Source organism: Streptomyces sp. NPDC020965, assembly GCF_044333555.1.
Taxonomy (GTDB): domain Bacteria; phylum Actinomycetota; class Actinomycetes; order Streptomycetales; family Streptomycetaceae; genus Streptomyces.
The window spans coordinates 110,813-135,233 of record NZ_JBIRRE010000007.1 but is presented as its reverse complement, the minus strand read 5'-3'; the positions used below and the strand labels follow the sequence as shown (position 1 = coordinate 135,233).

General features: G+C 72.0%; 22 protein-coding genes and 1 pseudogene. 10 read left to right on the top strand and 13 right to left on the bottom strand.

Features of this window, described 5'->3' with window-relative positions:
• Window positions 1–76: 76 nt before the first annotated feature.
• Together treZ and ACH4S7_RS21975 are read right to left on the bottom strand one after the other, a co-directional pair.
• Window positions 77–1,822, bottom strand: coding sequence for a malto-oligosyltrehalose trehalohydrolase (treZ, locus tag ACH4S7_RS21980; protein ID WP_398522917.1), 1,746 nt, complete (start codon window positions 1,820–1,822; stop codon window positions 77–79).
• Window positions 1,823–2,018: 196 nt separating this feature from the next.
• On the bottom strand, window positions 2,019–2,915 hold the full coding sequence (locus ACH4S7_RS21975; protein WP_398522916.1) for a GNAT family N-acetyltransferase: 897 nt from the start codon (window positions 2,913–2,915) through the stop codon (window positions 2,019–2,021).
• A gap of 373 nt (window positions 2,916–3,288) precedes the next feature.
• On the opposite strand from ACH4S7_RS21975, the gene ACH4S7_RS21970 reads away from it, so the two are divergent.
• Complete coding sequence (locus ACH4S7_RS21970) at window positions 3,289–3,852, top strand: FHA domain-containing protein (protein ID WP_398522915.1); 564 nt, start codon at window positions 3,289–3,291, stop codon at window positions 3,850–3,852.
• A 215-nt stretch (window positions 3,853–4,067) separates the two neighbouring features.
• Here ACH4S7_RS21970 and treY read toward each other — a convergent pair whose 3' ends face one another.
• Both treY and glgX read right to left on the bottom strand, forming a co-directional pair.
• On the bottom strand, window positions 4,068–6,413 hold the full coding sequence (gene treY / locus ACH4S7_RS21965) for a malto-oligosyltrehalose synthase (protein WP_398522914.1): 2,346 nt from the start codon (window positions 6,411–6,413) through the stop codon (window positions 4,068–4,070).
• A 102-nt stretch (window positions 6,414–6,515) separates the two neighbouring features.
• Window positions 6,516–8,636: a glycogen debranching protein GlgX gene (gene glgX, locus ACH4S7_RS21960; protein WP_398522913.1), complete on the bottom strand. Its 2,121-nt coding sequence runs from the start codon at window positions 8,634–8,636 to the stop codon at window positions 6,516–6,518.
• Window positions 8,637–8,943: 307 nt separating this feature from the next.
• Here glgX and ACH4S7_RS21955 point away from each other — a divergent pair, with 307 nt between their 5' ends.
• Together ACH4S7_RS21955 and ACH4S7_RS21950 are read left to right on the top strand one after the other, a co-directional pair.
• Entirely contained in the window at window positions 8,944–10,176 is a 1,233-nt protein-coding gene (locus ACH4S7_RS21955) for an SAV2148 family HEPN domain-containing protein (protein WP_398522912.1), read from the top strand.
• 74 nt (window positions 10,177–10,250) lie between these two features.
• On the top strand, window positions 10,251–10,973 hold the full coding sequence (locus ACH4S7_RS21950) for a 3'-5' exonuclease (protein WP_398522911.1): 723 nt from the start codon (window positions 10,251–10,253) through the stop codon (window positions 10,971–10,973).
• A 323-nt stretch (window positions 10,974–11,296) separates the two neighbouring features.
• Here the strand turns inward: ACH4S7_RS21950 and ACH4S7_RS21945 are convergent, their stop codons facing one another.
• Complete coding sequence (locus ACH4S7_RS21945) at window positions 11,297–12,148, bottom strand: phosphotransferase enzyme family protein (protein WP_398522910.1); 852 nt, start codon at window positions 12,146–12,148, stop codon at window positions 11,297–11,299.
• Window positions 12,149–12,401: 253 nt separating this feature from the next.
• Between ACH4S7_RS21945 and ACH4S7_RS21940 the strand changes: the two genes are divergently transcribed.
• The 6 genes and pseudogenes from ACH4S7_RS21940 (at window position 12,402) to ACH4S7_RS21915 (ending at window position 19,113) form a co-directional block, all read left to right on the top strand.
• Window positions 12,402–13,313 (top strand): carbohydrate ABC transporter permease, encoded by a 912-nt coding sequence (locus tag ACH4S7_RS21940; protein WP_398522909.1) that lies wholly within the window; start codon window positions 12,402–12,404, stop codon window positions 13,311–13,313.
• The gene (locus ACH4S7_RS21935; RefSeq protein ID WP_398523179.1) at window positions 13,313–14,143 is read left to right on the top strand and encodes a carbohydrate ABC transporter permease; all 831 of its coding nucleotides are present in this window, start codon (window positions 13,313–13,315) and stop codon (window positions 14,141–14,143) included. The genes ACH4S7_RS21940 and ACH4S7_RS21935 overlap by 1 nt, the downstream gene beginning before the upstream one ends.
• Window positions 14,143–15,528 (top strand): ABC transporter substrate-binding protein, encoded by a 1,386-nt coding sequence (locus tag ACH4S7_RS21930; protein WP_398522908.1) that lies wholly within the window; start codon window positions 14,143–14,145, stop codon window positions 15,526–15,528. The genes ACH4S7_RS21935 and ACH4S7_RS21930 overlap by 1 nt, the downstream gene beginning before the upstream one ends.
• Window positions 15,525–16,788, top strand: a pseudogene (gene mgt / locus ACH4S7_RS21925) (macrolide-inactivating glycosyltransferase). The gene ACH4S7_RS21930 and the pseudogene mgt overlap by 4 nt, the downstream one beginning before the upstream one ends.
• A gap of 196 nt (window positions 16,789–16,984) precedes the next feature.
• The gene (locus ACH4S7_RS21920) at window positions 16,985–17,548 is read left to right on the top strand and encodes a dihydrofolate reductase family protein (RefSeq protein WP_398522907.1); all 564 of its coding nucleotides are present in this window, start codon (window positions 16,985–16,987) and stop codon (window positions 17,546–17,548) included.
• A 101-nt stretch (window positions 17,549–17,649) separates the two neighbouring features.
• Window positions 17,650–19,113, top strand: coding sequence for an MFS transporter (locus tag ACH4S7_RS21915; protein ID WP_398522906.1), 1,464 nt, complete (start codon window positions 17,650–17,652; stop codon window positions 19,111–19,113).
• Between the two features lie 16 nt (window positions 19,114–19,129).
• On the opposite strand, the gene ACH4S7_RS21910 is transcribed toward ACH4S7_RS21915, so the two are convergent.
• The 5 genes from ACH4S7_RS21910 to ACH4S7_RS21890 form a co-directional block, all read right to left on the bottom strand.
• On the bottom strand, window positions 19,130–19,510 hold the full coding sequence (locus ACH4S7_RS21910; RefSeq protein ID WP_398522905.1) for a hypothetical protein: 381 nt from the start codon (window positions 19,508–19,510) through the stop codon (window positions 19,130–19,132).
• Between the two features lie 103 nt (window positions 19,511–19,613).
• Window positions 19,614–20,003, bottom strand: coding sequence for a hypothetical protein (locus ACH4S7_RS21905; RefSeq protein WP_398522904.1), 390 nt, complete (start codon window positions 20,001–20,003; stop codon window positions 19,614–19,616).
• Between the two features lie 38 nt (window positions 20,004–20,041).
• Window positions 20,042–20,305, bottom strand: coding sequence for a hypothetical protein (locus tag ACH4S7_RS21900; protein ID WP_398522903.1), 264 nt, complete (start codon window positions 20,303–20,305; stop codon window positions 20,042–20,044).
• Window positions 20,302–20,478 carry a hypothetical protein gene (locus ACH4S7_RS21895; protein WP_398522902.1) on the bottom strand — a complete coding sequence of 59 codons (177 nt, stop codon included), beginning with the start codon at window positions 20,476–20,478 and terminating at the stop codon, window positions 20,302–20,304. The genes ACH4S7_RS21900 and ACH4S7_RS21895 overlap by 4 nt, the downstream gene beginning before the upstream one ends.
• A gap of 88 nt (window positions 20,479–20,566) precedes the next feature.
• Entirely contained in the window at window positions 20,567–21,811 is a 1,245-nt protein-coding gene (locus ACH4S7_RS21890) for a helix-turn-helix domain-containing protein (protein WP_398522901.1), read from the bottom strand.
• A 90-nt stretch (window positions 21,812–21,901) separates the two neighbouring features.
• Between ACH4S7_RS21890 and ACH4S7_RS21885 the strand changes: the two genes are divergently transcribed.
• A complete protein-coding gene (locus tag ACH4S7_RS21885) occupies window positions 21,902–22,468 on the top strand; it encodes a DUF1697 domain-containing protein (protein WP_398522900.1) in 567 nt (188 codons plus the stop codon).
• A 7-nt stretch (window positions 22,469–22,475) separates the two neighbouring features.
• On the opposite strand, the gene ACH4S7_RS21880 is transcribed toward ACH4S7_RS21885, so the two are convergent.
• The 3 genes from ACH4S7_RS21880 to ACH4S7_RS21870 all read right to left on the bottom strand — a co-directional run bounded on the left by ACH4S7_RS21880 (window position 22,476) and on the right by ACH4S7_RS21870 (window position 24,419).
• Window positions 22,476–22,667 (bottom strand): DUF4236 domain-containing protein, encoded by a 192-nt coding sequence (locus ACH4S7_RS21880; RefSeq protein WP_398522899.1) that lies wholly within the window; start codon window positions 22,665–22,667, stop codon window positions 22,476–22,478.
• Window positions 22,668–22,735: 68 nt separating this feature from the next.
• Complete coding sequence (locus ACH4S7_RS21875) at window positions 22,736–23,572, bottom strand: aldo/keto reductase (RefSeq protein ID WP_398522898.1); 837 nt, start codon at window positions 23,570–23,572, stop codon at window positions 22,736–22,738.
• Window positions 23,573–23,612: 40 nt separating this feature from the next.
• Window positions 23,613–24,419 (bottom strand): sirohydrochlorin chelatase, encoded by an 807-nt coding sequence (locus ACH4S7_RS21870; protein WP_398522897.1) that lies wholly within the window; start codon window positions 24,417–24,419, stop codon window positions 23,613–23,615.
• Between the last annotated feature and the right edge of the window lie 2 nt (window positions 24,420–24,421).

Sequence of the window (24,421 nt, the reverse complement as noted above, 5' to 3'; positions counted from 1 at the left end):
CACCGTCATACCTGCCGAGACTAGGCCCTGTCCGGGCGATCCTGTCGGGACCGCACCACCCGGACAGGGCCGACGATCAGACGTCCGACAGCACCACCCCCGACTCCGCCGCCAGCCGCAGTGTCCCGTCCGGGCCCGGCGCGGTGACCGGCTCCCAGGCCGCCAGGACCCGGGCGCGCGGGCCCACCGGCACATCGGCGGGTGCCGTCCCGAGGTTGACCGCGATCCGCACCTCGCCCCGCCGCATCACCAGCAGCCGGGCCTCCTCGTCGTACGCCACCTTCACCGCCGACACATCCGGATCGGTCAGATCGGGCTGGTCGCGGCGGAGCGCGATCAGCTCCCGGTACCAGGCCAGCAGTCGGGCGTGCGGCTCCCGCTCCCGTTCGGAGCGGTCCAGCCGGGAGCGGTCGCGGGTCGCCGGGTCCTGGGGGTCGGGGAGTTCCGCCGCGGACCAGCCGTGCGCCGCGAACTCCCTGCGGCGGCCCTCCCGTACGGCCGCCGCCAGCTCCGGATCGGTGTGGTCGGTGAAGAACTGCCAGGGCGTACGGGCTCCCCACTCCTCGCCCATGAACAGCATCGGCGGGTACGGACCGGTCAGCACCAGCGTCGCGGCGCAGGCCAACAGGCCGGGGGAGAGGGTGGCGGAGAGCCGGTCGCCGAGCGCGCGGTTGCCGATCTGGTCATGGGTCTGGGCGTAGCCGAGGAAACGGTGTGCGGGGGTCGTCGTCACCTCCACCGGCCGGCCGTGGCTGCGGCCCCGGAAGCTCGAATACGTACCGTCGTGGAAGAAGACCCGGGTCAGGGTCTTGGCGACGGCCGCCAGCGGTGCCGCCGCGAAGTCCGCGTAGTAGCCCTGGGACTCGCCGGTGAGCGCGGTGTGCAGCGCGTGGTGGAAGTCGTCGTTCCACTGGGCGTGCACGCCGATGCCGCCCGCGGTCCTCGGTGTCGTGGTCCGGGGGTCGCAGAGATCGGACTCGGCGATGAGGAAGAGCGGCCGGCCCAGCTCGCCCGCGAGCGTGTCGGTGGCGGCGGACAGCTCTTCGAGGAAGGTGAGTGCGCGGGTGTCGGCGAGGGCGTGCACCGCGTCGAGCCGCAGCCCGTCCAGCCGGAACTCCCGCAGCCACCGCAAGGCGCTCCCCAGCAGGAACGCCCGTACCTCGTCCGAGCCGGGCGCGTCGAGGTTGACCGCGGCGCCCCAGGGGGTGTGGTGGGTGTCGGTGAAGTACGGGCCGAAGGCGGGCAGGGTGTTCCCGGACGGTCCGACGTGGTTGTGGACCACGTCCAGGACGACGCCCAGACCGTGACCGTGTGCCGTGTCGACAAAGCGCTTCAGTGCCTCCGGGCCGCCGTACGGCTCGTGCACCGCCCAGAGCGACACCCCGTCGTACCCCCAACCGTGCGTCCCGGGGAAGGAGCAGAGCGGCATCAGCTCGACATGGGTGATCCCCAGCTCCGCCAGTTCGTCGAGGTGGTCGGCGGCCGCGTCCAGGGTGCCTTCGACGGTGTACGTGCCGATGTGCAGCTCGTACAGGACCGCGCCCCGCAGTCCCCGGCCCCGCCAGTCGTGGCGCCAGACGTACGAGTCGGGCAGGACCACCGCGCTCGTACCCTCTGGGCCGTCCGGCTGGCGGCGCGAGCGCGGATCGGGCAGGACGGGACCGCCGTCCAGGGCGAAGCCGTAGCGGTCGCCATCGGTGGCCCCGGCCGTCACCTCCCACCAGCCCGCCCGGTCCGCCACCGGCGCCATCGGGTGCTCCACACCCGCCAGCCACAGTGCGACCCGGTCATCGGCCCGTGGCGCCCACACCTCGAACAACACTGGCGGTCGTCCCCTCGTCGTCGCTGATCGGCCGGGGGCATCCGGCCCCGGGGTCCATCCTGGCAACCCCGGGGCCGGTAAGGCGTGTCCTTGCGGCCATTGAGGTCATGGACCGGCCGTCACGGCGTCGTCGCGGGGGCGCCCGTACGGGTGGACACCCCCGCGAGCGAATCAGTGCGGGTTCAGCGCCGTGGGATCAGTTCTGGGCGGTCGGGACCAGACTGATCCGTTCCTCCGTGATCGGGTGCCCGGCCTTGGCGAACTGCCTCGCCATCGGGATATTGCTCTGGTCGGTGGCGCCCGCGATGAACTCGGCGCCATGCCCGGCCAGCACATGGGTGCACTCGACGAGCAGATCGTAGGCGTAGCCGCGGCCGCGCTGTTCGGGCACGACCCCGATGAAGCCGACGCACGGACCCGACGGATTGTGCGCCGGGATGTGCAGACCGACCAACGCGCCGTCCGGGGTGTGCGCGAGCTGCCACCACTCGCGCGGTGACGGGCACCAGTGGAAGAAGTCCAGCTCCGCCTGGGCTGCCCGGTCGAGCCCGCCCTCGGCGATGTCGAGCAGCGCGTGCGCGTCGAGTGTTGCCGAGTGCACGCGCCGCAGCACGTCGAGGATCACGGCGTCGTCGGGCTCGGGTCGGAAGACCAGCCGGCCCGGCCGGCCCGGGAGCCCGCACGCGGGGGTCCAGCGGTACTGGTAGCGCTCGACCAGCACCCGCATCCCGGCGGCCGCGGCGGCCCGCAGCCGGGCCTCACCGGCCGCCAGCAGTGCGGGGTCGTCACGCCAGCCCGCGGGCAGGATCAGTTGGTACTCGACGCGGTACGGGGCGCTGCGCAGCAGTTCCGCGCCCGCAGCCTCCTCGCCCTCGGCGAAGTCGAACCAGTTGACGTTGACCGGGGAGGTGTCGTCAGGGCCGCCCCACCAGGCGGCGCGCGCGACGACCACGCCGTCGCGGACGGCCACCCGCTGCCACTCGGGCCGGTGGGAGGTCCGCGCGAGGGCGGCGCCCACACCGAGGGGGTCGGGCAGGGAGTCGAAGAGATGGGCGTCGCTCGTGTCGAGCGCGCGAATGACCAGGTCGGTCATGGGAGATGTCCTCCGGGAGAGAAGCTGCTGGTGCGCTCCCGGTCAGACGACGAACGCCGGGCGGACGGGGCGGGAGCGCGGGAACGGTGTGATGGACACGCTGCTCGCCTCCTCTCCGTCGGTCACTGGCGTCATGATCACGTTAATCGAACACGGTTGGCCCCGTCCAGTGGTTTCCGCCGGGGGGCGTCAGCCGGGGCCGCCGACCGCCACTCGCCGCCGGGGGGGCTTGGCCACAGCCCGCCCACAGCCGGTGGCGGTGGGCTTCCGCGTCACCGGAATGGTTGCTTCCATGCAGGTCAGCCGGGCGCGGCGGCGAGCGGACCCGGCCGTTTTCTGGACACCCCACACCCTTCGGGCCGACAATCGCCGGGTGACGTCCCCTTCCGAGCACCCGACCTACTCCTTTCCGGCGCGGTTGTCCGACGCCGAACGAGACCGTGTCGTGGACGTGCTCCGCGAAGGCGCCGCCGAGGGCAGGCTGTCGCACGACACCTTTCTGCGGCGGATGGAGTTGGCCCTCATCGCCCGCCGCCCGGAGGAGCTGAAGGCGCTCACCGCCGATCTCGGACTCGACGGCCCCGAGGCCGGGTTCGGCCGCCGGGTGATCGGAGCGGTGGGTGGGGCGTCCGCCTTCCTCGTCGGGCTCCGCAGGGCCTGGCAGGCGGGGAAGCTGCCGCCGCTGCTGCTGCCCGAGCCCGGCCCGTACCCCCTGAGAATCGGTCGCGATCCGGAGAACGGCCTGCGGCTGAGCCATGAGAGCGTCTCCCGGCTCCACGCCCAGTTGATACGCCGGGGCAGTGTCTGGGTGCTTCGCGATCTGGGTTCCATGAACGGCACGACCGTCAACGGGCTCCGGGTGACGGGTGCGGTGACGGTGCGCGCGGGGGACATGGTGGGGTTCGGTCGGATGAGCTTCCGGCTGACCGAGCGCTGAGCCACCCCCCCCCGGACCGCCCCACCACCACCCGCGACGACCGCCCCGGGCTCTCCTGGCCCCGGACCTTCCTCGCCCCGGACGACCCTGGCCCCGAACCCTTCTGGCCCCGAACCCTTCTGGCCCCGAACCCTTCTGGCCCCGGGCTCTCCTCGCCCCGGACGACCCTGCATCCGAATGACCCCGCCCCTGCCCCGTACGCCCCGGCTCGCGCACTACCCCCGCTCCCGGGCCAGCAGCGCCACCGGACGCTCCGCGAACAGCTCCGCCACCCGCACCGGCTCCCCGCCGCTCCACTCCGGCCCGGCCCCCAGTAGATCGCTCCACCGGCCCTCCGGCAGTGACAGCTCCGTCTCCCCCCAGCCCCCGGCCACTTCCAGCCGCCGGGAGAGCCGGGTGACGGCCGCCACGACCTCCCCCGTACGGCAGTAGGCGACGCAGTGCTCGGCGGTCGGGCCGGCCGCCCGCAGCGGTACATAGGTGCCCGATGCGCCGAAGACCTCCGGGCGGTCGCGCCGCAGCCGCAGGGCCCGCCGGGTCAGCGCCGTCTTCTCGTGTGCCGGGCCATCGGCGAGGGGTTGGAACGGCTGCCGGTTGTCCGGGTCCACCAGTGCCAGGTACTCGCCCTCACTGCCCTGATAGAGGTCCGGCACCCCTGGCATCGTGAGGTGGAGCAGGGTCGCGGCAAGGGTGTTGGCCCGGATGTACGGTTCCAGTTCGCGGGCGAAGGCGGCCACCGGGGCGAGCGCGCCACCGGCCGGGGCGGCGGCCACGAAATCGGTGACGGCCTTCTCGTACGCCTCGTTCGGCTCCGTCCAACTGGTGTGCAGGGCGGCCTCCCGCACCGACTTCAGCAGCGCGGCCGAGAGCCGTTCGCCGTAGGGGAAGCCGAATCCCACCGCCGTCTGCCAGGCCACCCAGGCGAGCTGTGGATCGGGCGCCCGCCCGCCGGGCAGTCGCTCGGACTCCTCCGTGACCCGGCGCAGGAAGTCGGCCCAGTGGTCGGGGCACTCGGACAGGACGGCGATCCTGGCCCGGACGTCCCCGCTCCGCTTGGTGTCATGGGTGGTGAGTACGGTGCCGGTGGTGGGCCAGTCGCGGGCCAGCCGCTCCCCGTAGGCGTGGAAGGCGTCCGGGCTGACCGCCGGAGTGCCGGGGTCCCCGCCGACCTCGTTCGCCGAGAGCAGCGGGGTGTAGCGGTAGTAGGCGGTGTCCTCCACGGACTTGGCGCGCAGCGCGGACGCCGTCTGGGCGAACCTGGCCCGGAAGGCGTCGTGGTCCGGGCCCGCGCCGAGCCGCCCCAGCGCCAGATCCCGTACGGCGTCGACCGCCGTGGCCTCCGCCGCGACGGCGAACGCCCCCTTGGCGCAGGCCGCCGCCCGCACGGTGAGCACCTCGTCGCCGCCGACCCGGTAGGGCCGGTAGACCGGCACCCGGACGAGGAGTTCCCGGATGGCGGTCCGCAGCGCCCAGGGCGCGTGGTCGCGCAGGGCGGGGTCCCGGGCGCAGATCCGTTCGGCGATCCGGGTCAGCGCGGCGGTCTCGGCGGCCAGCTCATGGGTGATCACCCGGTACGCGGCCCGCCGCACGGTCGGCTCCCAGGCGCCGCCCCGGTCGGTGGCGGGCGCTGCGTACGCGCGGTACCGGTCGAGGAGTTCGGCGGCGCCCCCGGGATCGGTGAGGAGGCCGTCGATACGGCGCAGCGCGTCGTATCCCGTCGTCCCCGCGACCGGCCAGCCGGGCGGCAGCCGCTCCTCGTCGGTGAGGACCTTCTCGACCACCGTCCAGCAGGTGCCCCCGGTCGCCTCGTCCAGCCGGCGCAGATACGCCTCCGGGTCGGCGAGCCCGTCCGGGTGGTCGACCCGCAGCCCCGCCACGACGCCGTCCCGCACCAGGGCGAGGATCGTGGCGTGGGTGGCGTCGAAGACCTCCGGGTCCTCGACCCGCACCCCGATCAGCCCGGAGACGGTGAAGAACCGGCGGTAGTTCAGCTCGGTGCGGGCCAGGCGCCACCAACCGAGCCGGTACCACTGGGCGTCGAGCAGCTCCGGGAGCGGCAGCCCGGCGGTCCCCTCGCGGAGCGGGAAGCGCTGCGCCCCGTGGTGCAGAACGTCTCCCTCGACCTGCAGGGCGGTCAGCTCGTCGCCGATCCGGCCCGGCAGCACCGGCAGCAGCACCCGCCCGTCGCCGGCCGTCCAGTCGATGTCGAACCAGCGGGCGTACGGGGAGGCGGGCCCGTCGCGCAGCGTCTCCCAGAGGGCGGGGTTGTGGCCGGGCGCGGCGGCCATGTGGTTGGGCACGATGTCCAGGACGAGGCTCAGGCCGTGCGTACGGGCCGTCCCGGCGAGCGCCCGCAGGCCCTCTTCGCCGCCCAGCTCTTCCCGGACCCTGGTGGGGTCGGTGACGTCGTAGCCGTGGGTCGACCCGGGCACGGCCTCCAGCACCGGCGACAGATGCAGGTGCGAGACGCCGAGCCCGGCGAGGTACGGCACGGCCGCCTCGGCCGCCGAGAAGGGGAAGCCGGGCTGGAGCTGGAGGCGGTAGGTGGCGGTGGGCTTCATGCGAACGTACGTACCCACCCCGGGGGCTCTCTCCCACCCCCTGGAACGCGTGTCCGCCGAACGAGTGAACGCGCCGCCACCCCGGGCGCCGGGTGACACTCCCTAGGCCGGCCGTCGTAGCACCGCCATACTGCGGCCCACCAGTCGTACGCGTTCACCGGCCGCCACCTGGGCACCGCCGCCCGGTGGCACCCCCTCCGCGCGGGCCGTGTCCACCACCACCCGCCAGTGCTGGCCGTGGTGCACCGGCACCGCGAAGTCGACGTCATCGGCGCTCGCGTTGAACATCAGCAGGAACGAGTCGTCGGAGATCCGCTCGCCCCGGGGGCCCGGCTCCGAGATGGCGTGTCCGTTGAGGAAGACCGAGAGCGCCTTGGCATGGGCGGCCCCCCAGTCCCGCTGGGTCATCTCCTTGCCCTCCGGAGTGAACCAGGCGATATCGGTCAGCTCATCGTGGGTGCCCTCCACCGGGCGGCCGTGGAAGAACCGCCGTCGCCGGAAGACGGGATGGTCCCGCCGCAGCCACACCATCGCCCGGGTGAACTCCAGCAGCGTCCGGCCGTCCCAGGAGCCCGGCTCCGGCCACCGCACCCAGGAGACCTCGTTGTCCTGGCAGTACGCGTTGTTGTTGCCGCCCTGCGTCCGGCCGAACTCGTCCCCATGACTGAGCATCGGCACCCCCTGCGACAGCATCAGCGTCGCGATGAAGTTACGCGTCTGGCGCTCCCGCAGCGCCAGCACCTCGGGGTCGTCCGTGTCGCCCTCGGCGCCGCAGTTCCAGGACCGGTTGTGGCTCTCGCCGTCGCGGTTGCCCTCGCCGTTGGCCTCGTTGTGCTTGTCGTTGTACGACACCAGATCGTGCAGGGTGAAACCGTCGTGGCAGGTGGTGAAGTTGATGGAGGCGAGTGGCCGCCGCCCGTCGTCCTGGTAGAGGTCCGACGAACCGGTCAGTCGGGAGGCGAACTCCGCGAGCGTCCGGGGCTCGCCCCGCCACAGGTCCCGCACGGTGTCCCGGTACTTGCCGTTCCACTCGGTCCACAACGGCGGGAAGTTCCCCACTTGATAGCCGCCCTCGCCCACGTCCCAGGGCTCCGCGATCAGCTTCACCTGGCTGACCACCGGGTCCTGCTGCACCAGGTCGAAGAACGACGACAGCCGGTCCACCTCGTGGAACTGCCGGGCGAGGGTGGCCGCGAGATCGAAGCGGAAGCCGTCGACGTGCATCTCGGTCACCCAGTACCGCAGCGAGTCCATGATCAGTTGAAGCACATGGGGGCTCCGCATCAGCAGGGAGTTCCCGGTGCCCGTCGTGTCCGTGTAGTGGCGGCGGTCCTCGGCGAGCCGGTAGTACGAGGCGTTGTCCAGCCCCCGGAAGGAGAGCGTGGGCCCCAGGTGGTTCCCCTCGGCGGTGTGGTTGTAGACGACATCGAGGATGACCTCGATACCGGCCTGGTGCAGCGCCCGCACCGCCTGCTTGAACTCCAGCACCTGTTCGCCCCGGTCGCCCCAGGAGGCGTAGGCGTTGTGCGGGGCGAAGAAGCCGATGGTGTTGTAGCCCCAGTAGTTGTGGAGACCGGCGTCCACCAGCCGGTGGTCCTGCACGAACTGATGCACCGGCATCAGTTCGAGCGTCGTCACCCCCAGCTCCGTCAGGTGCGAGATCACCGCCGGGTGGGCGAGCCCCGCGTACGTACCGCGCAACTCGCGCGGCAGCTCCGGATGGAGCATCGTCAGACCCTTCACATGGGCCTCGTAGATCACCGTGCGGTGATAGTCCGTCCGGGGGGAGCGGTCATCGCCCCAGTCGAAGTACGGGTTGACCACGACCGAGGTCATGGTGTGCGGGGCCGAGTCCAGGTCATTGCGGGAGTCCGGCCTGCCGAAGCGGTAGCCGTACACGGACTCGCCCCAGGTGATCCCGCCGCTTATCGCACGCGCGTACGGATCGAGGAGTAGCTTGGCGGAGTTGCACCGCTGCCCGCGATCCGGCGCGTACGGGCCGTGGGCGCGGAAGCCGTACCGCTGACCCGGCATCACACCCGGCAGATACGCGTGCCGGACAAAGGCGTCGGACTCGCGCAGCTCCACCGCCGTCTCCGAGCCGTCGTCGTGCAGCAGACACAGTTCGATGCGCCGCGCGGCTTCCGAGAACACCGCGAAGTTGGTCCCGGCGCCGTCGTAGGTGGCACCGAGGGGGTACGCCTGTCCCGGCCAGACCTGCATGAAGGAACTCATCCCGTTCTGATCCGGTGCAGGGGGACACGCACGATCCGGATCCTTCCGAAAGTACCGCGACCCCGCCCCCGGCGGCCGTGGACGACGCGGTCAACATCGCGTTCCCTCGTGCACCCCCGGCGTGCGCCGGGTCCGTACCGCTATGAATCCGCTCACTCCGGCAGATCCCGCCAGCGGGAACGTTCGAACGCCGCAAGGGAGTTGGGAAATGAGCCTGACGATCGGGCTGCACCGTGTCCCGTATGCGGAGTACCCTTCCTTGATCGTTGGGTGGGGACGGGAAGGCGGTGGGCGGGTGAGCCCGGGAGGACTGGAGCTACCCCCCGGTGACACGGGTCATGAGGGGAACGCCGCCGATGTCACACCGGGCGCGGTCTCGCTGGCCCGACCGATGGAGATCGGCGCGGAGCTGGGCTGGGACGCGGACGCCTGGAGCGAGGTACGGACCCGCGCGCAGCGGGCTGGCCGCGCCTACATCTGGCTCAACCTGGTCGAACAACGGCTGCGTGCCGTGGTCGCCGCGGTGCTGCGCCCCATCTACGAACCGGTCCACGGCGACGACTGGGTGGTGGCCGCGGCCGGCCCGGCCGGCCAGGAGTGGGTCCAGCGGGCCGTCGCGGTCCGGGAGGTCTCCCGCCGCAAGGGGTATCTGCTCGACCCCGCTGACGACAACGTCCTCTCCTTCCTCACCCTGCCGCAGCTCCGTGAGCTGATGGTGCAGCACTGGCCGTGCTTCGAGCCGTACTTCGACGACCGGCGCGATGTGGAACTGGCGCTCGACGAACTGGAGGTCGCGCGCAATGTGGTCTCCCGCAACCGCGCGCTCAACGAGGCCGTCCTCGCCCAGGCCGAGCGCGCCTCCGGCCGCCTCCTGGAGATACTCGGCAGCGGCGCCGGTGTCCCCGCGACCGACCGGCTCCCGGTCGACGCCGTCGAGGACCTGGTCGGCGACCGGTACGCGGACGTCGTCTCCGTCCACCCCGACCGGGTCCGGCTCCAGCGCCAGCTTCCGGCCGAGGACCTCTTCGGCGGTGCCCGGCGGCTCGACGCCATCGGCATCGGCCTCAACCTCCTCGTCCAGAACTTCTCCGGCCGCAGACTGATCCGGCTCGCCGAGTCGGGCTGCCGCACCCGCCTCCTCTTCCTCAACCCGGCCAGCAGCGCCGTCAAGCGGCGGGAGCGGGAGCTGGGCATCAAGAAGGGCGAGTTGAGCCGTACGGTGGAGATGAACATCCTTCATATGCGTCGGGTCCGCGCCGCGCTTAGGGATCCCGGAGCGTTCGAGATCCATGTCTTCGACGAGACCCCGCGCGTCACCGCCTACCTCGTCGACGGGGACGGCCCCGGCGGGCTCGCCGTCGTCCAGACGTACCTGCGCAAGGCGCGGGGCATGGAGGCGCCGGTCCTGGTGCTGAGGGGAGGCGGGCGCTCGGTCGTCCGCGCGGGGACCGAGGGCGAGCACGGACTCTTCCAGACCTACCGCGAGGAATTCGAGTCGGAATGGGCCGACTCCCGCCCCGTCTCCTGAGATGTCAGTGGTGCGTGGCAGGGTGAGTACCAGCTGGGGGAGAGCACCACGGCGGTACTGAGGAGGGGTCCACGATGGCTTGGCACGGGGAACCGCTGGTCGGCTTCGACCTGGAGACGACGGGCACCGATCCGGGCGAGGCGCGGATCGTGACGGCCGCGGTCGTCCGGCTGGTCGCGGATGAGCCGGTGGACCGGCGCGTATGGCTCGCGGACCCCGGGGTCCGCATCCCCGCGCAGGCGTCCGCGATCCACGGCATCAGCAGTGAGCGGGCGGCGGCGGAGGGACGACCGGCGCGCGAGGTGGCGGACGAGATCGCGCGGACGCTCTGCGACCACTGGGAGCGTGGTGTTCCGGTCGTCGCGTACAACGCGTCCTTCGATCTGACCCTGCTCACCGCGGAGCTGCGGCGGCATGGACTGCCGTCACTGAGCGACCGGCTGGCGGGCCGGGGGATAGGCCCGGTGATCGACCCGTACACCATCGACCGCGCGGTCGACCGCTACCGCAAGGGCAAGCGCACGCTGGAAGCGGTCTGCGCGGAGTACGGGGTGGCGCTGACCTCGGCCCACGACGCGACCTCGGACGCGGAGGCGGCGGTCCGGGTGGCCCGCGCGGTGGCGGCCCGCCACCCCTCGGTCGCGGCACTCCCGGCGGCGGAGCTGCATGAGCGTCAGATCCAGTGGTACGCGGAGTGGGCGAAGGACTTCCAAGCCTTCCTGCGCCGCAAGGGCAACCCCGACGCGGAGGTCGACGCCATCTGGCCCCTCCGCGAGCCCACCCCGGCCCAGACCTGACCACACCCTCTGATTCCAGCCCGTCCGGCGTTTGACGGCGGGACCCCAATCGCAGCCCGTCCGGCGTTTGAGGACGGACCCTTTGGCCCAGGGGGCTGACGCGACAGGAGCGCCTCAGAGTCGCGGCGCTTCGGCTTTGCTCTTCCCCGGCTGCCGCTGGCGAGGGCCGGCAACTCCAGCCCGGCGTTGCGGACGGACCTCAATTCCAGCCCGTCCGGCGATTGAGGACGGACCCTCGGCACCAAGGAGCCGGCGGAACAGGGCCCCGCGCACAGGGTCCAGGGACCGGCCCCCGCCCAGGGGCCCAGGGACGACAGCCCCGGTCAGAAGGGCCGCCAGCGGACATCCACCGCCCCCTCCCGAAGCGACCCCACACGCCGCTCGAACTCCCCCCGCGCCGCCGCGTTCCCCGGCGCGTGCTGCGCCACCCACGCGCAGCTCGCCGTCTCCCGCGCACCCCGCAGCACCGCGCACCCCGCCCACTCCCGTACATCCCACCCGTACTCCGCCGTGAACGACTCGTACGCCTCCGGTGCGAGCCCGTACCGGTCCCGGGAGAGCGCCAGCACCACCAGATCGTGTTCCCGCAGGTCCGACGAGAAGGTCTCCAGGTCCACCAGGACCGGACCGTCGGGGCCCACCAGGACGTTCCGCGGCAGGGCGTCACCGTGGATCGCCCCCGGCGGCAGATGCGGCACCAGGGCCGCCGATGCCGCCGCGAAACCGTCCCGCCGCTCGCGCAGATACGCCGCGTCCGCCGGATCGATCGCATCCCCCGCCAGCCGGAGCCAGCGTTCGACCCCGCCCAGCAGTTCCCGGCGCGGCAGGGGGAAGTCCGGCGCCGGCAGCGCGTGCACCAGCCGCAGCAGCCCGGCCAGATCGGCCGGCTCGGTGGGGCGCACCGCGTCGGGCAGTCGGTGCCAGACCGTCACGGGGTGACCGTCCACGAGCCGGGCCCCCGGCTCGGCGGGCCGCACCGCCGGCACCCCCGCCGTCGCGAGCCACCGCCCGACCGCGAGTTCCCGTTCGGCCCGGGCCAGCAGTTCCTCGGACCGGCCGACCTTGACGACCACATCGCCCGCCGCGAAGACCGCGTTCTCACCCAGTGCCAGCAGTGCCGCGTCGGCGGGGTGCCCCGCGGCGGCCAGCACCCTCCGGGCCCGTGTCTCGTCCATCGCGGTATCTCTCCCGTTTCTCGCCGATGTGTCCCACCTGTGTCCCCTGCGCGGGCCGGCCGCACGCGGGCGCCGCGCACCCGTCTCGGCTGCGCGAATCCGCCAAAGTCTCGCATCACACGGTGGCGTCCTTGACGAACAGGTCACCCGTCAGCACGATGACGGAGCCCACCGCCCAGGTGTGCATACCGGTACAAGGTCGCCCAAAGGAGTCGAAACTCATGAGGTCGGCGACCACGGCACGGCAGCACTCATGAAGTCGGCGACGACCACGAAACGACGGCGGCCCGGTGAGCGGCTGGACCTCGGCGCCTGGTTCGTCGTCCTCCCCGCGCTGCTCCCCATCCTGATCCTCAGCGTCGGACCGCTGCTCTACGGAATCTCCCTCGCCTTCACCGACTCCCAGGCCGGCCGCACCGAACCCACCCAGTGGATCGGCACCCTGAACTTCCGGGACCTGCTCCAGGACACCCTCTTCTGGGAGTCGTTCGGCATCGGGCTCGTCTGGGCCGTCGGCGTCACCGTCCCGCAGTTCGCCCTCGCCCTCGGCCTCGCGCTCCTCCTCGATCAGCGGCTGCGGTTCCGCTGGTTGGCGCGGGCCCTCGCGATCATCCCCTGGGCCATGCCCGAGGTGGTCGTCGGCATCATGTGGCGGCTCGTCTACAACACCGACGCGGGCATCATCAACGAGACCATTCGCGATCTCGGCCTCGGCGACGGCCGCGACTGGCTGACCGGGCTCGCCACCGCGCTGCCCGCCGTGATCGTCGTCGGCATCTGGGCCGGAATGCCCCAGACGACGATCGCGCTGCTCGCGGGGCTCCAGAACACCCCGTACGAACTCCACGAGGCGGCCGCCCTCGACGGCGCGGGCGCCTGGCGCCGGTTCCGCACCGTCACCTGGCCCGCGCTCCGGCCCGTCGCCCTCGCGATCACCGCGCTCAATCTGATCTGGAACTTCAACTCCTTCGCACTGGTCTATGTCCTGACCAACGGCGGACCGGGCGGGCGGACCCGGCTGCCCATGCTTTTCGCGTACGAGGAGGCATTCCGCTACGGCCAGTTCGGGTACGCCGCCGCAATGGGCTGTGTGATGGTCGCGGTGATCTCGGTGCTGCTCGCGCTCTATCTCGTGGGACGGCTCAAGGGAGGCGACGAGCAGTGATCCGCACCAGTCGGGCGGGCCGCGCCGGGCAGTACCTCGCGCTGCTGGGCTATCTCGTCTTCCTCGCGTTCCCCTTCCTCTGGCTGATCTCCACCGCCTTCAAACCGGCACGGGAGCTCGGCTCCCTCCACCCGAGCTGGATTCCGCGCGATCCGACGCTCGACAACTTCCGGCAGGCGTTCGACGAACAGCCACTGCTCCAGGCGGCGGCCAACAGTCTGATCGTGGCGCTCTCCGCCGCCCTGATCGCGGTGGTGATCGCGACCCCCATGGCGTACGTCATGGCCCGCCACCGCGGCCGGCTCGCCACCGCCGCCACCGGCTGGGTGGTGATCAGCCAGGCGTTCCCCTTCGTACTGGTGATCATTCCGCTCTTCGTCGTCCTGAAGAACCTGCGGATGATCAACAGCCTGTCGGGGCTGATCCTGGTGTACGTCGTCTGGGCGCTGCCGTTCGCGCTCTGGATGCTCGCCGGCTATGTCCGGGCGGTGCCGCGCGAGCTGGAGGAGGCCGCGTCGGTGGACGGCGCCGGCCGGCTCCGCACCCTGGTCTCGGTGACCGCGCCACTGCTCGCGCCCGGCATCGTGGCCACCGCGCTGTTCGCCTTCATCACCGCGTGGAACGAGTTCTTCTTCGCGCTCGTCCTGCTCAAGACCCCGGAGAAACAGACCTTGCCGGTCGTACTGACCCATTTCCTCGGGGCGGAGGGCGTCGCCGACCTCGGTCCGCTCGCCGCCGCCGCGTTCCTGGCGACGCTCCCCTCGCTGGTGATCTTCGCGCTCATTCAGCGCCGGATCACCGGCGGGATGCTGGCGGGGGCGGTCAAGTGATGCCCACCCCGCGCCCGGGCGCCCCGCGCCCCCGCCACTCGCACGCTCCCGACGTCCGCCACCCGTACACCTCCCGTGCCCGCGCCCGCGCTCGGGGCCGCCGGCTCGCCGTGGTCGCCGCCGTGCTGGCCCTGCTGCTCACGGCCTGCTCCGACGGTGACGGCGACGGCGCGGACGGAAAGATCCGGCTCCGCTTCCAGTCGCTGGCCTGGCAGCAGGAGTCGGTCGAGGCCAACAAGGAGCTGGTACGGGAGTGGAACGCGCGCCACCCCGATGTCCAGGTCCAGTACGCGCAGGGCAGTTGGGACAGCGTCCACGACCAGTTGCTCACCTCGTTCGAGGGCGGCGAGGCCCCCGATGTCATCCATGACGCCTCCGACGATCTGGCCGACTTCGCGTACGGGGGCTATCTCGCCGATCTCCGTGGACTGCTGCCCGCGCGGCTGATGTCCGACATCCCGGCCCGGAGCTGGGAGACGGTGGCCTTCGGAAAGGGCATCTACGGGGTCCCGTTCCTCCAGGAGCCCCGGGTGTTGATCGCCAACCGGAAGATCCTGGAGCGGTCCGGTGTCCGGCTCCCCACCCCCGAGCGGCCCTGGAGCTGGGGGGAGTTCCGGGAGATCGCCCGGACGGTGACGGCGGCGATGGGCAAGGGGAAGTACGCGGTGGCCTGGCCGCTCAAGGAGCCGGTCTCGGTCACCCTCAATCTGGGGCTCTCGGCCGGGGGGCGCCTCTTCCAGCGGGAGGGCGACGGCAAGGTCAGGATCCGGTTCACGGACCGGGACGCGGTGGTCCCCGGGACCATTCACGATCAGGTCAACACGGACCGGACCGCCTCCCGGTCCACCCTCGGCGCCGGCGGCTCGGACACCCTGCCCGGTCTCTTCGGCGGCAAGTACGCGATGGTGCCGCTGGGGTTCTCGTACCGGCAGCAGATCGTCCAGCAGGCACCGGAGGGCTTCGAGTGGATGGTGCTGCCCGCGCCGGCCGGAGCCGATGGGACGGCGCAGGGAGTGAGCCCGCAGACGCTGTCGATCGCCGAGGACAGCCCGCACAAGAGGGAGGCCGCCGCCTTCATCGACTTCCTGCTCCGGCCCGCGAACATGGTCCGGCTGGCCAAGGGGGACTGGATGCTCCCGACCGGTACCGCCGCGCTGGCCGACCCCTCGCTGCGGAGTCCGAAGGACGGTTGGGCGGTCGGTGCGGCACTCGCGGCGCGGCTGCGTCCGGCGCCCGCGCAGTCGGTACGGGGGTACCCGGAGTGGAAGGACAAGGTGGCGACACCGGCGTACCAGGAGTTCTACAGCGGTGCCATCGACCGCGACGAGCTGGCGAAACGGCTGGTGAAGGACGGAAATCTGGTGCTGGCCAGATATCAGCGCTGAGACTTCTCTACTTGCACGATACGTATCGTCTCGCCTACGGTGGTGGGCATGAACGAACGACACCCCGCGCACATCGCCATGTTCTCCATCGCCGCGGCCGGCCATGTGAACCCGAGCATCGAGGTCGTACGGGAACTGGTGGCCCGCGGCCACCGGGTCAGCTACGCCATCCCGGCCTCGTACGCCGACCGGATCGCGGCCACCGGCGCCACCCCCGTGATCTACGAGTCCGTGCTGCCCACGGAGGAGGACCCGGACGCCTGGGGCACGGAGCTGATCGACAACATCGAGCCGTTCCTCAAGGACGCCGTCCAGGCGCTGCCCCAGCTCGCGGCGGCCTTCGACGGTGACGAGCCGGATCTCGTCATCCACGACATCACCGCCTACCCGGCCCGGGTGCTGGCCCACCGGTGGGGCGTCCCCGCGATCTCGCTCTCACCCAACCTCGTCGCCTGGAAGGGGTACGAGGAGGAGGTAGCGGCGCCCATGTTCGCGGAGCTGAAGGCGTCCGAGCGGGGTCAGGCGTACTTCGCCCACTTCCAGTCCTGGCTCGACGAGAACGGCCTCAGCGAACTGGACCCGGACAGCTTCGGCGCCCCCGAGCGGTCCATCGTGCTCATCCCGCGGGCGCTCCAGCCGAACGCGGACCGGGTGGACGACTCCGTGTACACCTTCGTGGGCGCCTGCCAGGGCGACCGGGCCGACCAGGGGGAGTGGCGGCGTCCGGCCGATGCCGCGAAGGTGTTGCTGGTGTCGCTCGGTTCGTCGTTCACCAAGCAGCCGGCGTTCTACCGCGCCTGCGTCGAGGCGTTCGGCGCACTCCCCGGCTGGCACACGGTGCTCCAGATCGGCCGCTATGTCGATCCGTCCGAACTGGGCGACGTCCCGGCGAACGTGGAGGTCCACACCTGGGTCCCCCAACTGGCGATCCTGCGCGAGGCGGACGCGTTCATCACCCACGCGGGTGCGGGCGGCAGTCAGGAGGGTCTCGCGACGGGGACCCCGATGGTGGCGGTCCCGCAGGCCGTGGACCAGTTCGGCAACGCGGACATGCTGGTGTCGCTGGGTGTCGCCCGGCGGTTGGACTCCGACACGGCCACGCCGGAAGAGCTGCGCGAGGCGGTGCTGTCCCTGGTCGCGGACCCGGAGGTGGCGGGCCGGCTGTCGGAGATCCGGACGGCGATGGCGTCCGAGGGGGGTACGCCGAGGGCGGCGGACCTGATCGAGGCGGAGCTGTGCCGTGGGGCCGACCGGGGCTGAGCCATGGCCCGGGCGGGGCCGACTGACGGGGGGGCGTGCCGAGTGGCGGTGGCGGGTGGCGAGGTCTCGCCCCCGCCGCTCGCGCCCGCCGAATGTGCGCTGGATCACCACGCCGCGTGCGGTCGGGACCGATGATTCCCGCGCGCCGTGGCAGTCTCCTTTCTCGTACTCCAGAACGAGAAGAGGGACGTGATCCGTGCGCAAGTTCAAGCTTCAGGTCCAGACCACCGTCGACGGCTATATGGCGGGCCCGAACGGCGAGATGGGCTGGCTCACCTTTCCCTGGACCGATGACATCACCGCTCACATCGGGGCGCTCACCGCGCCCGTCGACTGCATCGTGCTGGGCCGCAGGCTCGCCGAGGGATTCATCCCGGCCTGGGCCTCCGGCCCGGAAGGCGAATCGCGGGACGCCATCGACAAGATGAACAACACACCCAAGGTCGTGATCTCCAGGACCCTCACCGAGTCCCCGTGGGAGAACGCCGTCGTCGCCGGTGGCGACCTCGCCGAGACCGTGCGCGAGCTGAAGGCCCGGCCAGGCGGGGACATCATCACCTACGGTGGCGCCGCGCTCGCCTCCTCCCTGATCGCCCAGGGCCTGTTGGACGAGATCCACCTGTTCGTCAACCCGACCGCGATCGGCGCCGGCCTCCCGGTCTTCGCCGACACCGGCGTGAACCAGCGGTTCGACCTCGTCGCGGCCAAGCCGTTCGACTGCGGGATCACCACCCTGCACTTCGCGCCGAAGCGCGCCTGACGGGCGCGGCGCCTCCTGCGTTGACCGCCCCCGTGCCCATCACACAGGGGCGACGGAAAAGAAGTGGCACGAGTCAGTGGGCGCGCATAGCTTGTGCGCTCGTGACTGACGATCCGCAACGCGCCGCGAGTCCCCCGGCGGAGGCACCCACGGAACCCGTGGCACCACCGGACGGGAAGACACCGACCCACCGCGCGGGGAAACGATCCGCCTCCGCCGACGGCCTGTTCTCCGGGGCGTACGCGGCCACCACCGCCGTCTTCGCCGCCGTGATGTTCCTGACCGGACTCGCCGCGCTGGCCGTCGTCCCCACCCTGCCGACCGCGGCCCGGGACCTCGACGGAGTGTCGCTCTACCCGCTCGTCGCGGGTTGTTTCGTGGCCGCGAGCCTGCTGGGCGGCGTCCTGGGCGGCCACTGGTCCGACCGCGCCGGGGCCCACCGGCCGCTCGCCGCCGGCATGGTGCTGGCGGTGGCCACCCTGCTGGTCTCGGGCGCCAGCACCTCGATCTGGCAACTGGCGGCCGGCCGCTTCCTGGACGGCCTCGCGGGCGGCATGGTCGCCGTGGCGATCAACGCAGCCATCGGCCAGACCTACCCCGACCGGCTGCAACCGCGCGTGCTGGCGCTGATGAGCACCTGCTGGATCGTGCCCTCCCTCGTCGGCCCCCCGCTGGCGGGGCTGGTGACCGAATGGTGGTCCTGGCGCGCGGTCTTCCTCGGTCTGGCCGTGCTCACCCTCCCGCCCACGCTGATCGTGATGACCAGCCTGCGCCGCCGCTCCGGACCGTCCGCACCCGTGCCGCCCGGAGACGGCCGCCCGCGCCCCGCGCTGTTGGCCGCGACCGCCGTCAGCCTGGGTGCCGCCCTGGGGCAGTACGGCGTCTCGGGCTGGGACGCGCGCCATCTGCTGTTCGCGGCCGGCGGGCTCGCCCTGCTGCTGCTCTTCGCGCCACGGCTGCTGCCCCCGGGCACCTGGCGCGCCGCCCGCGGACTGCCGGTCACGGTGCTGCTGCGCGGCCTGGGCTCGGGGGTGTTCTTCACGCTGGAGGCGTTCGTACCCCTGATGCTCGTCACCGAACGCGATGTGTCCCCGCTCGGGATCGGACTGGCCTTCACGGGCGCGGCCATCGCCTGGGCCGCCGCCTCCTGGGTGCAGGGCCGCCTGCTGGAGAACCACCCCCGCCACCGGCTGGTCGCCATCGGCGCGCTGATACTCGCGGTGGCGGTCGCGGTCGCGATCGTCGGGACGTTCCCCGCGACACCCCCGTACATCGCCGGATCGGCCATGGTCGTCGCGGCCATCGGCATGGGCCTGCTCGCCCCGTCCCTCACCGTGCTGTCGCTCTCCCACAGCCCGCCCGGCCGCCAGGGCTACGCCAGCGGTGCGATGCAGACCAACCAGAACCTGGGCCAGCTCACCGTCCTGGGCGTCTCCTCCGCCGTCCTCAACGCCTCCCTCGCCTTCGGCGCGACCGCCCCCGTCGGCTACGGCGCCGCCTTCGGACTGCTGCTCGTGCCGTGCGCCCTGGCGGCCGCGCTGGCCACCCGGGCGCGTCGCGCGTGAGCGCGCGGCGGATGGGTCACTCCCGGTCCTGCTCCGTCATGTCGTCGCGTGCCGCGTCTTCGAGGAGATCCCGCAGCGGATCGCGCACCGCCCACGAGTGGCCGAGCCGGTGACCGGCGTAGAGCACGCAGACATCCGTCCGGTCCGGCGAGGGCGCCTCGCACCACGGCAACAGCTCGAACCGGAACACGGCCTCGGTCCAGAGGACCCATAAGCTCGCTCGCCCGGACTCCCCGTTGCCAACCTGGTTGGCGTGCTCGCCGATATGGCCGTCTTCGATTTCACAGGGTGTGTACGTGTGGTCGGGCGAGACACCCTCGGTGTCCTCCCCCGCGATGAAAAGTTCGATCAGCATGTCGAGGTAGGGCAGTTCGATGACGGAGGTGCATGGCAACACGGCGGACCAGTCCTATGAGAGGTGAGCGGAATGCCCACCGGCCGTGACTCGGGCGGGCGGACGGGGGGAGGTCGGGCAGTCCCCGGTGGGGCGGCGAAGGCCCTCAGGACCGCACGAGCGGGGGGAGGCCGGCGGGTATCTCGGGGTCGGCGCCCGACCGCACCACGACGGGCCGGATCGCCAGCGCGTAGGTGCCGTTCACGCCGTCCGACACCACCAGCGAGACGGGCACGCCGTCCTTGAGGGCCAGGCGCGCCGCTCGCCGGTCTCCGGCGTCGTGGCACCAGGAGCGGAGCCGGGTGGGCCCGTCGGGGCCGGCAGCCCGCTCGGTCTCCGCGATCGGCCGGGCCCACCCGGGGTCGAGCCCGTCCGCGATGCGCAGCGCCTGCCCGCGCAGCCAGCGGAGCGCCAGCTTGGGCGAGATGGTCCGGCAGGTGCCGAGCACGACGGCCACGCGCTCACCGGTGCCGTACACGGCCCCTTCGGCGATCACGGCACAGTGGTACTCGTGCCTCGGTCCGGCGGGGGCCGTCATGCACGGTCGCCGTTGGGCCCGGCGCGGAGGACGTTGTCGAGCGCCCTGTCGAACTCGACGCGCCGCCACCCCTCGGCCAGCTCCGCGCGCCATGCGGCGGCGAACTCGGCATCGCTCTCCAGCCGCCGTAACTCGCTCCGCAGGACGCGGAGTTCGCGAGAACTGACCGTCAGGAACCTCATGAGTCGGGCGAGGTGGCACCGTGATTGCGTCTCGGCGGCCCCCACCGCCAGGGCGAGCGGCACACTGAGACGCGTCACGCCAGCCCCCGCCAGTGCTCGTGGTCCTCATTGACCTCCCGCACCCGCTCCCGCAGGGCGAGAAGGGTGGGAGAGTCGTCGGAGCGGGGAGAGCCCTGCGACGGCAGAGGTGATTCCCCTTCGGGAGGTGGGTCGGTCCGTGTGGTGGTCGGGGGTGCCTCGTTGTCCGGCATCGTCTCTCTCCGTCCCTTATCCGGAGCACAGGACGATATGAGGCGGATGGTCGGACGAGGGGGACAGGCTGTCCCCCTGCGTCACGGGTTACGCGGCGGCTCCCACGGACGACGCGAGTTCCTGCGCATCGGAGCGGATCGTCGCGGGTGCGTGCAGCGCCAGGTCGGCGGCGAGGCGACGGCCGGAGGGGACGTAACGCACGGCCTCGGGCGATGTCTCCACCGCCTTTCGCAGGTAGTGCAGCGACCCCGCGTGCTCCTTCCTGGCGTACTCGGAGCGGGCGGCGTCCAGAAAGAGACGGGAGCGGCGTTCGACCGAGGGGATGGACTCCGGAGCGGTGTTCGACGCCTGACGCAGCGCGGCGCCCGGAGTCCGCAGGTCGACACCGATGGACACGGCGTGGACGGCCACGTTGCCCGTACCGAACATCGTCCAGGGGTGGACGTACGCGGGGGCCTTCCTGGCGGTGGCAGCGGCTTCGTCCCACCAGTGCCAAGCATCCCCCTCGCGTCCCTCCTTCGCCGCGGTGACCGCCGCATGGAGGCACAAGGCGCCGAATGTGCCGCGCAGGATGTCCGAACCGTGCTCAAGTTGGTCGCGCAACATGCTCGCGGCCTCGGACACCAGCCGAAGGGCCTCCTCGGTATGGCCACTGTCCCGAAGACCATTGCCCACGATCCACGCGGCCGAGGCGAGTAGTACGGGGTCGTCGGACTCCTCCGCGGCCATACGCGCCCGGTCCACCGTGATCCAGTACAGCTCGGGCTCCGTGGTGTGCGCGGCGAATTGCTGAGCCAGCGCGTACGCCTCGGCCATCGCCCCGTACGCCTGGCGCCGCACGCCGCCTTCGGAGCTCTTGACCGCCGCATGGCAGGCGGTCAGAAGATCCGGCAGCACCGCGCCGACTTCGGTCCGCTGGTGCGTCGACGTATGCCAGGTGGCCCAGGTCTGGCGGACTCTCCCGGCCAGTTCGTCAACGGACCCCAGTTCATAGACGGACCGGCGGAGGAACGAGGCGTGGATGGCGTCCCTCAGCGCGGGCACCGAGGCGTGGGAGAGCTTCCCCCATTGCGCGACGGGGATCGCTGTTCTGTCCCCGGTCAGTTTGGAAAGATCGTCCACTCGGAGAACGTGTGCGAGCCTGATCAGCATCGGGAGTGACCGCAGCTCCCGCCCGCCGCCTTCGATCTTCTTCAGCCAGTCCGGCGACCGGCCGACCAGTCCGGCCAGCACGGGGCGGCTCAGTCCCCGTCGTTCTCTGATTATGCGGACGCGTTCGCCAGTGGTCAGTTCGTCGGAAAGGTTCACCAGGTCTTTGGGCAGGTCCGTCATCGACGCTCCCTGACAGTGGGGTAGCAGTGCGATCGAGCGTACGCCGGAGGGGGGAGCCGCGTGCGCCCGTCCAGGTCCTAGGGTGACCCCATGGCGACGAGGTACGCCGCGCTGCTGCGCGGGATCAATGTGGGCGGTCACAAGAAGGTCCCCATGGCCGAGCTGCGCGAGGTGCTGAGCGAGCTGGGGCATACGGATGTCGCCACGCATCTCCAGAGCGGTAACGCCGTCTTCAGCACCGATACGGATGACGGCGAACAGGCACTCGCCGCCGACCTGGAGCGGGCCATCGCGGGGCGGTTCGGGTTCGCCGTCGACTGTCTCGTACGTGACGGGGCGTATCTACGGGCGATCGTGGACGACTGTCCGTTCCCGGCCGCCGAGCTGGAGGGGCGGCAGCTCCATGTCACCTACTTCTCGGCGCCGGTCACCCCGGCGCGGTTCGCCGCGGTGGACGCGGCGGAGTTCGCGCCGGAGGCGTTCCGGCTCGGGGACCGGGCGCTGTATCTGTACGCGCCGGACGGGCTCGGGCGCTCCCGGCTCGCCGATGTGCTCGCCAGGCCGGCCCTGTTGAAGGGCACCGTCGCCACCAGCCGGAACTGGAACACCGTCCGCAGGCTGGCCGAGCTGACCGACCTGACGAACCCCACCGGCTGAGCGGGGCTCAGTGGCGGCGGGAGCGCCGGCGCCAGGTGAAGCCGCCGGGGAGCCGGACCGCCGTGCTGCTGCGGCCGTGCCGGTCCCGGGTGACATGGGCCCGGCGACCGCCGAGCGTCCATGACCAGCCGTGCGAGCTGATGTTCAGGTGCAGCAGCTTCGGGATCACCGTGATGCGCTTGTGGTAGTAGAACGACATGTCGACCTCCTTCCCTCGATAGTGCGTTCGGAGCGCTCCGCGTCCGTCACAGTAGGGCTACGGGAGTGTCACCGCAGCGCGCGCAGTTCCCGCTCGCCGAGCCGGATCGCCGACGCGTCGAGGTTCTCCTCCAGATGCGCGAGCGACCCCGTGCCCGGTGTCGGACAGAGTACGGGGGACCGGTGCAGCAGCCAGGCCAGCGCGAGCCGGCCCCGGCTCGCCCCGTGGGCCGCCGCCACCGCGTCGAGCGCCTCGTCGGCCCCGCCCGTCAGGGCCCCGTTGGCCAGCGGGAACCAGGGCAGGAAGGCCAGCCCCGCCGCCTCACAGGCGGCGAGCACGTCGGCCGATTCCCGGTCGGTCAGGTTGAACCGGTTCTGTACGGAGGCGATGGGGGCCAGCGCCCGCGCCCGGGTGAGCTGGTCGACGGTGACCGAGTCCAGTCCGATATGGCGGATCTTGCCCTCGTCGCGCAGTTCCACGAGCGTCCCGAGCTGGTCCGCGAGCGGCACCTCCGGGTCGATCCGGTGGAGCTGGTAGAGGTCGACGGTCTCCCGGCGCAGCCGCCGCAGACTCGCCTCGCACATCGCCCGCAGCCGCTCCGGCCGCCCGTCGGTGTGCCAGGCACTGTCACCGGTCCGTACGACGCCGCCCTTGGTGGCGACGACGACGTCCGGCGGATACGGGAAGAGGGCCTCGGCGACCAGTTCCTCCGCGAGGCCCGGACCGTAGTTGTCGGCGGTGTCGATGAGGGTGACGCCCCGTTCGACGGCCCGGCGCAGTACGGCGACGGCGTCGGCCCGCTCTCCGCGCGGCCCCCAGTACCCGGGGCCGGTCAGCTGCGCGGTGCCGTAGCCCAGCCGCCGTACGGGCAGCTCGCCACCGAGCAGGAGCGTTTCATCGAACATGTTTCCGACCGTACCGCCTCGGCGGGAGGTTCTGCCGGGGTCAGGCCGGGACTCCGGCGACCTGGCCCAGGGCCGGCACCCGGGACGCCACCCTGGCCTGGTCGTATCGCTCCAGCACCAGCCGGCCCAGCTCCGGGGACGGACCCAGCACATCGGCCAGCACATCGGCCTCCCGCGCGCCCTCCGCGATCCGGTCCGGGAGCCGGCCGGGGGCGATGACATACGGCGCCACCGCCACCCGGGCGCAGCCGTCCGCGCGCAGGGCGCGGACCACGGACTCGGTCCGTGGCAGTGAGGCGGAGGCGAACGCGGGTCGCACGGCACACCAACCGGTGTGCCTCAGCTCCCGCGCCATGTCTGCGATCGCCGCGATCGCCTCCGGGTCTGTGGAGCCCGCCGAGGCCAGTACGAGCCCCGTCGAGCGCCGGTCGGACGGGCGGAGCCCCGCCGCCCACAGCCGCCGCTCCACGGCGGCGAGCAGCAGGGGGGAGGGGCCCAGCACCTCGGCCTGGTGGACGCGGAGCCGCGGCAGTCGCGCCGCGGCCTCGCCCAGGACGGCCGGGATGTCCGACTTGGCATGGAAGGCGCGGGTCAACAGCAGGGGCAGCGCGATCACCTCCACGGCTCGGCCCGCACCCCCGTCCCCCGTGCCGCGCGCCGGCCCGGCCTCGGCCGCGAGCCGTTCCAGCACTCTCGGCACCGACGGCGCGTTGAAGTCCAGGAATCCGGTCTCGATCCGCAGCCCGGGACGTAGCGACCGCACCCCGCGCACCAGCGCGTGGACGGTCGCGGCGTGCCGGGGATCGCGGCTGCCGTGGGCGACGAGGAGGAGGACGGGAGGGCGCATGG

Bases quoted from the DNA above. Each gene is read 5' to 3' on its own strand.
- ACH4S7_RS21895 (WP_398522902.1), bottom strand. From the start codon at position 20,478: ATGCCGGACAACGAGGCACCCCCGACCACCACACGGACCGACCCACCT.
- ACH4S7_RS21890 (WP_398522901.1), bottom strand. From the start codon at position 21,811: ATGACGGACCTGCCCAAAGACCTGGTGAACCTTTCCGACGAACTGACC.
- ACH4S7_RS21975 (WP_398522916.1), bottom strand. From the start codon at position 2,915: ATGACCGACCTGGTCATTCGCGCGCTCGACACGAGCGACGCCCATCTC.
- glgX (WP_398522913.1), bottom strand. From the start codon at position 8,636: ATGCAGGTCTGGCCGGGACAGGCGTACCCCCTCGGTGCCACCTACGAC.
- treY (WP_398522914.1), bottom strand. From the start codon at position 6,413: ATGAAGCCCACCGCCACCTACCGCCTCCAGCTCCAGCCCGGCTTCCCC.
- ACH4S7_RS21930 (WP_398522908.1), top strand. From the start codon at position 14,143: ATGCCCACCCCGCGCCCGGGCGCCCCGCGCCCCCGCCACTCGCACGCT.
- ACH4S7_RS21945 (WP_398522910.1), bottom strand. From the start codon at position 12,148: ATGGACGAGACACGGGCCCGGAGGGTGCTGGCCGCCGCGGGGCACCCC.
- ACH4S7_RS21950 (WP_398522911.1), top strand. From the start codon at position 10,251: ATGGCTTGGCACGGGGAACCGCTGGTCGGCTTCGACCTGGAGACGACG.
- ACH4S7_RS21880 (WP_398522899.1), bottom strand. From the start codon at position 22,667: ATGTCGTTCTACTACCACAAGCGCATCACGGTGATCCCGAAGCTGCTG.
- ACH4S7_RS21870 (WP_398522897.1), bottom strand. From the start codon at position 24,419: ATGCGCCCTCCCGTCCTCCTCCTCGTCGCCCACGGCAGCCGCGATCCC.
- ACH4S7_RS21940 (WP_398522909.1), top strand. From the start codon at position 12,402: ATGAAGTCGGCGACGACCACGAAACGACGGCGGCCCGGTGAGCGGCTG.
- ACH4S7_RS21885 (WP_398522900.1), top strand. From the start codon at position 21,902: ATGGCGACGAGGTACGCCGCGCTGCTGCGCGGGATCAATGTGGGCGGT.
- ACH4S7_RS21875 (WP_398522898.1), bottom strand. From the start codon at position 23,572: ATGTTCGATGAAACGCTCCTGCTCGGTGGCGAGCTGCCCGTACGGCGG.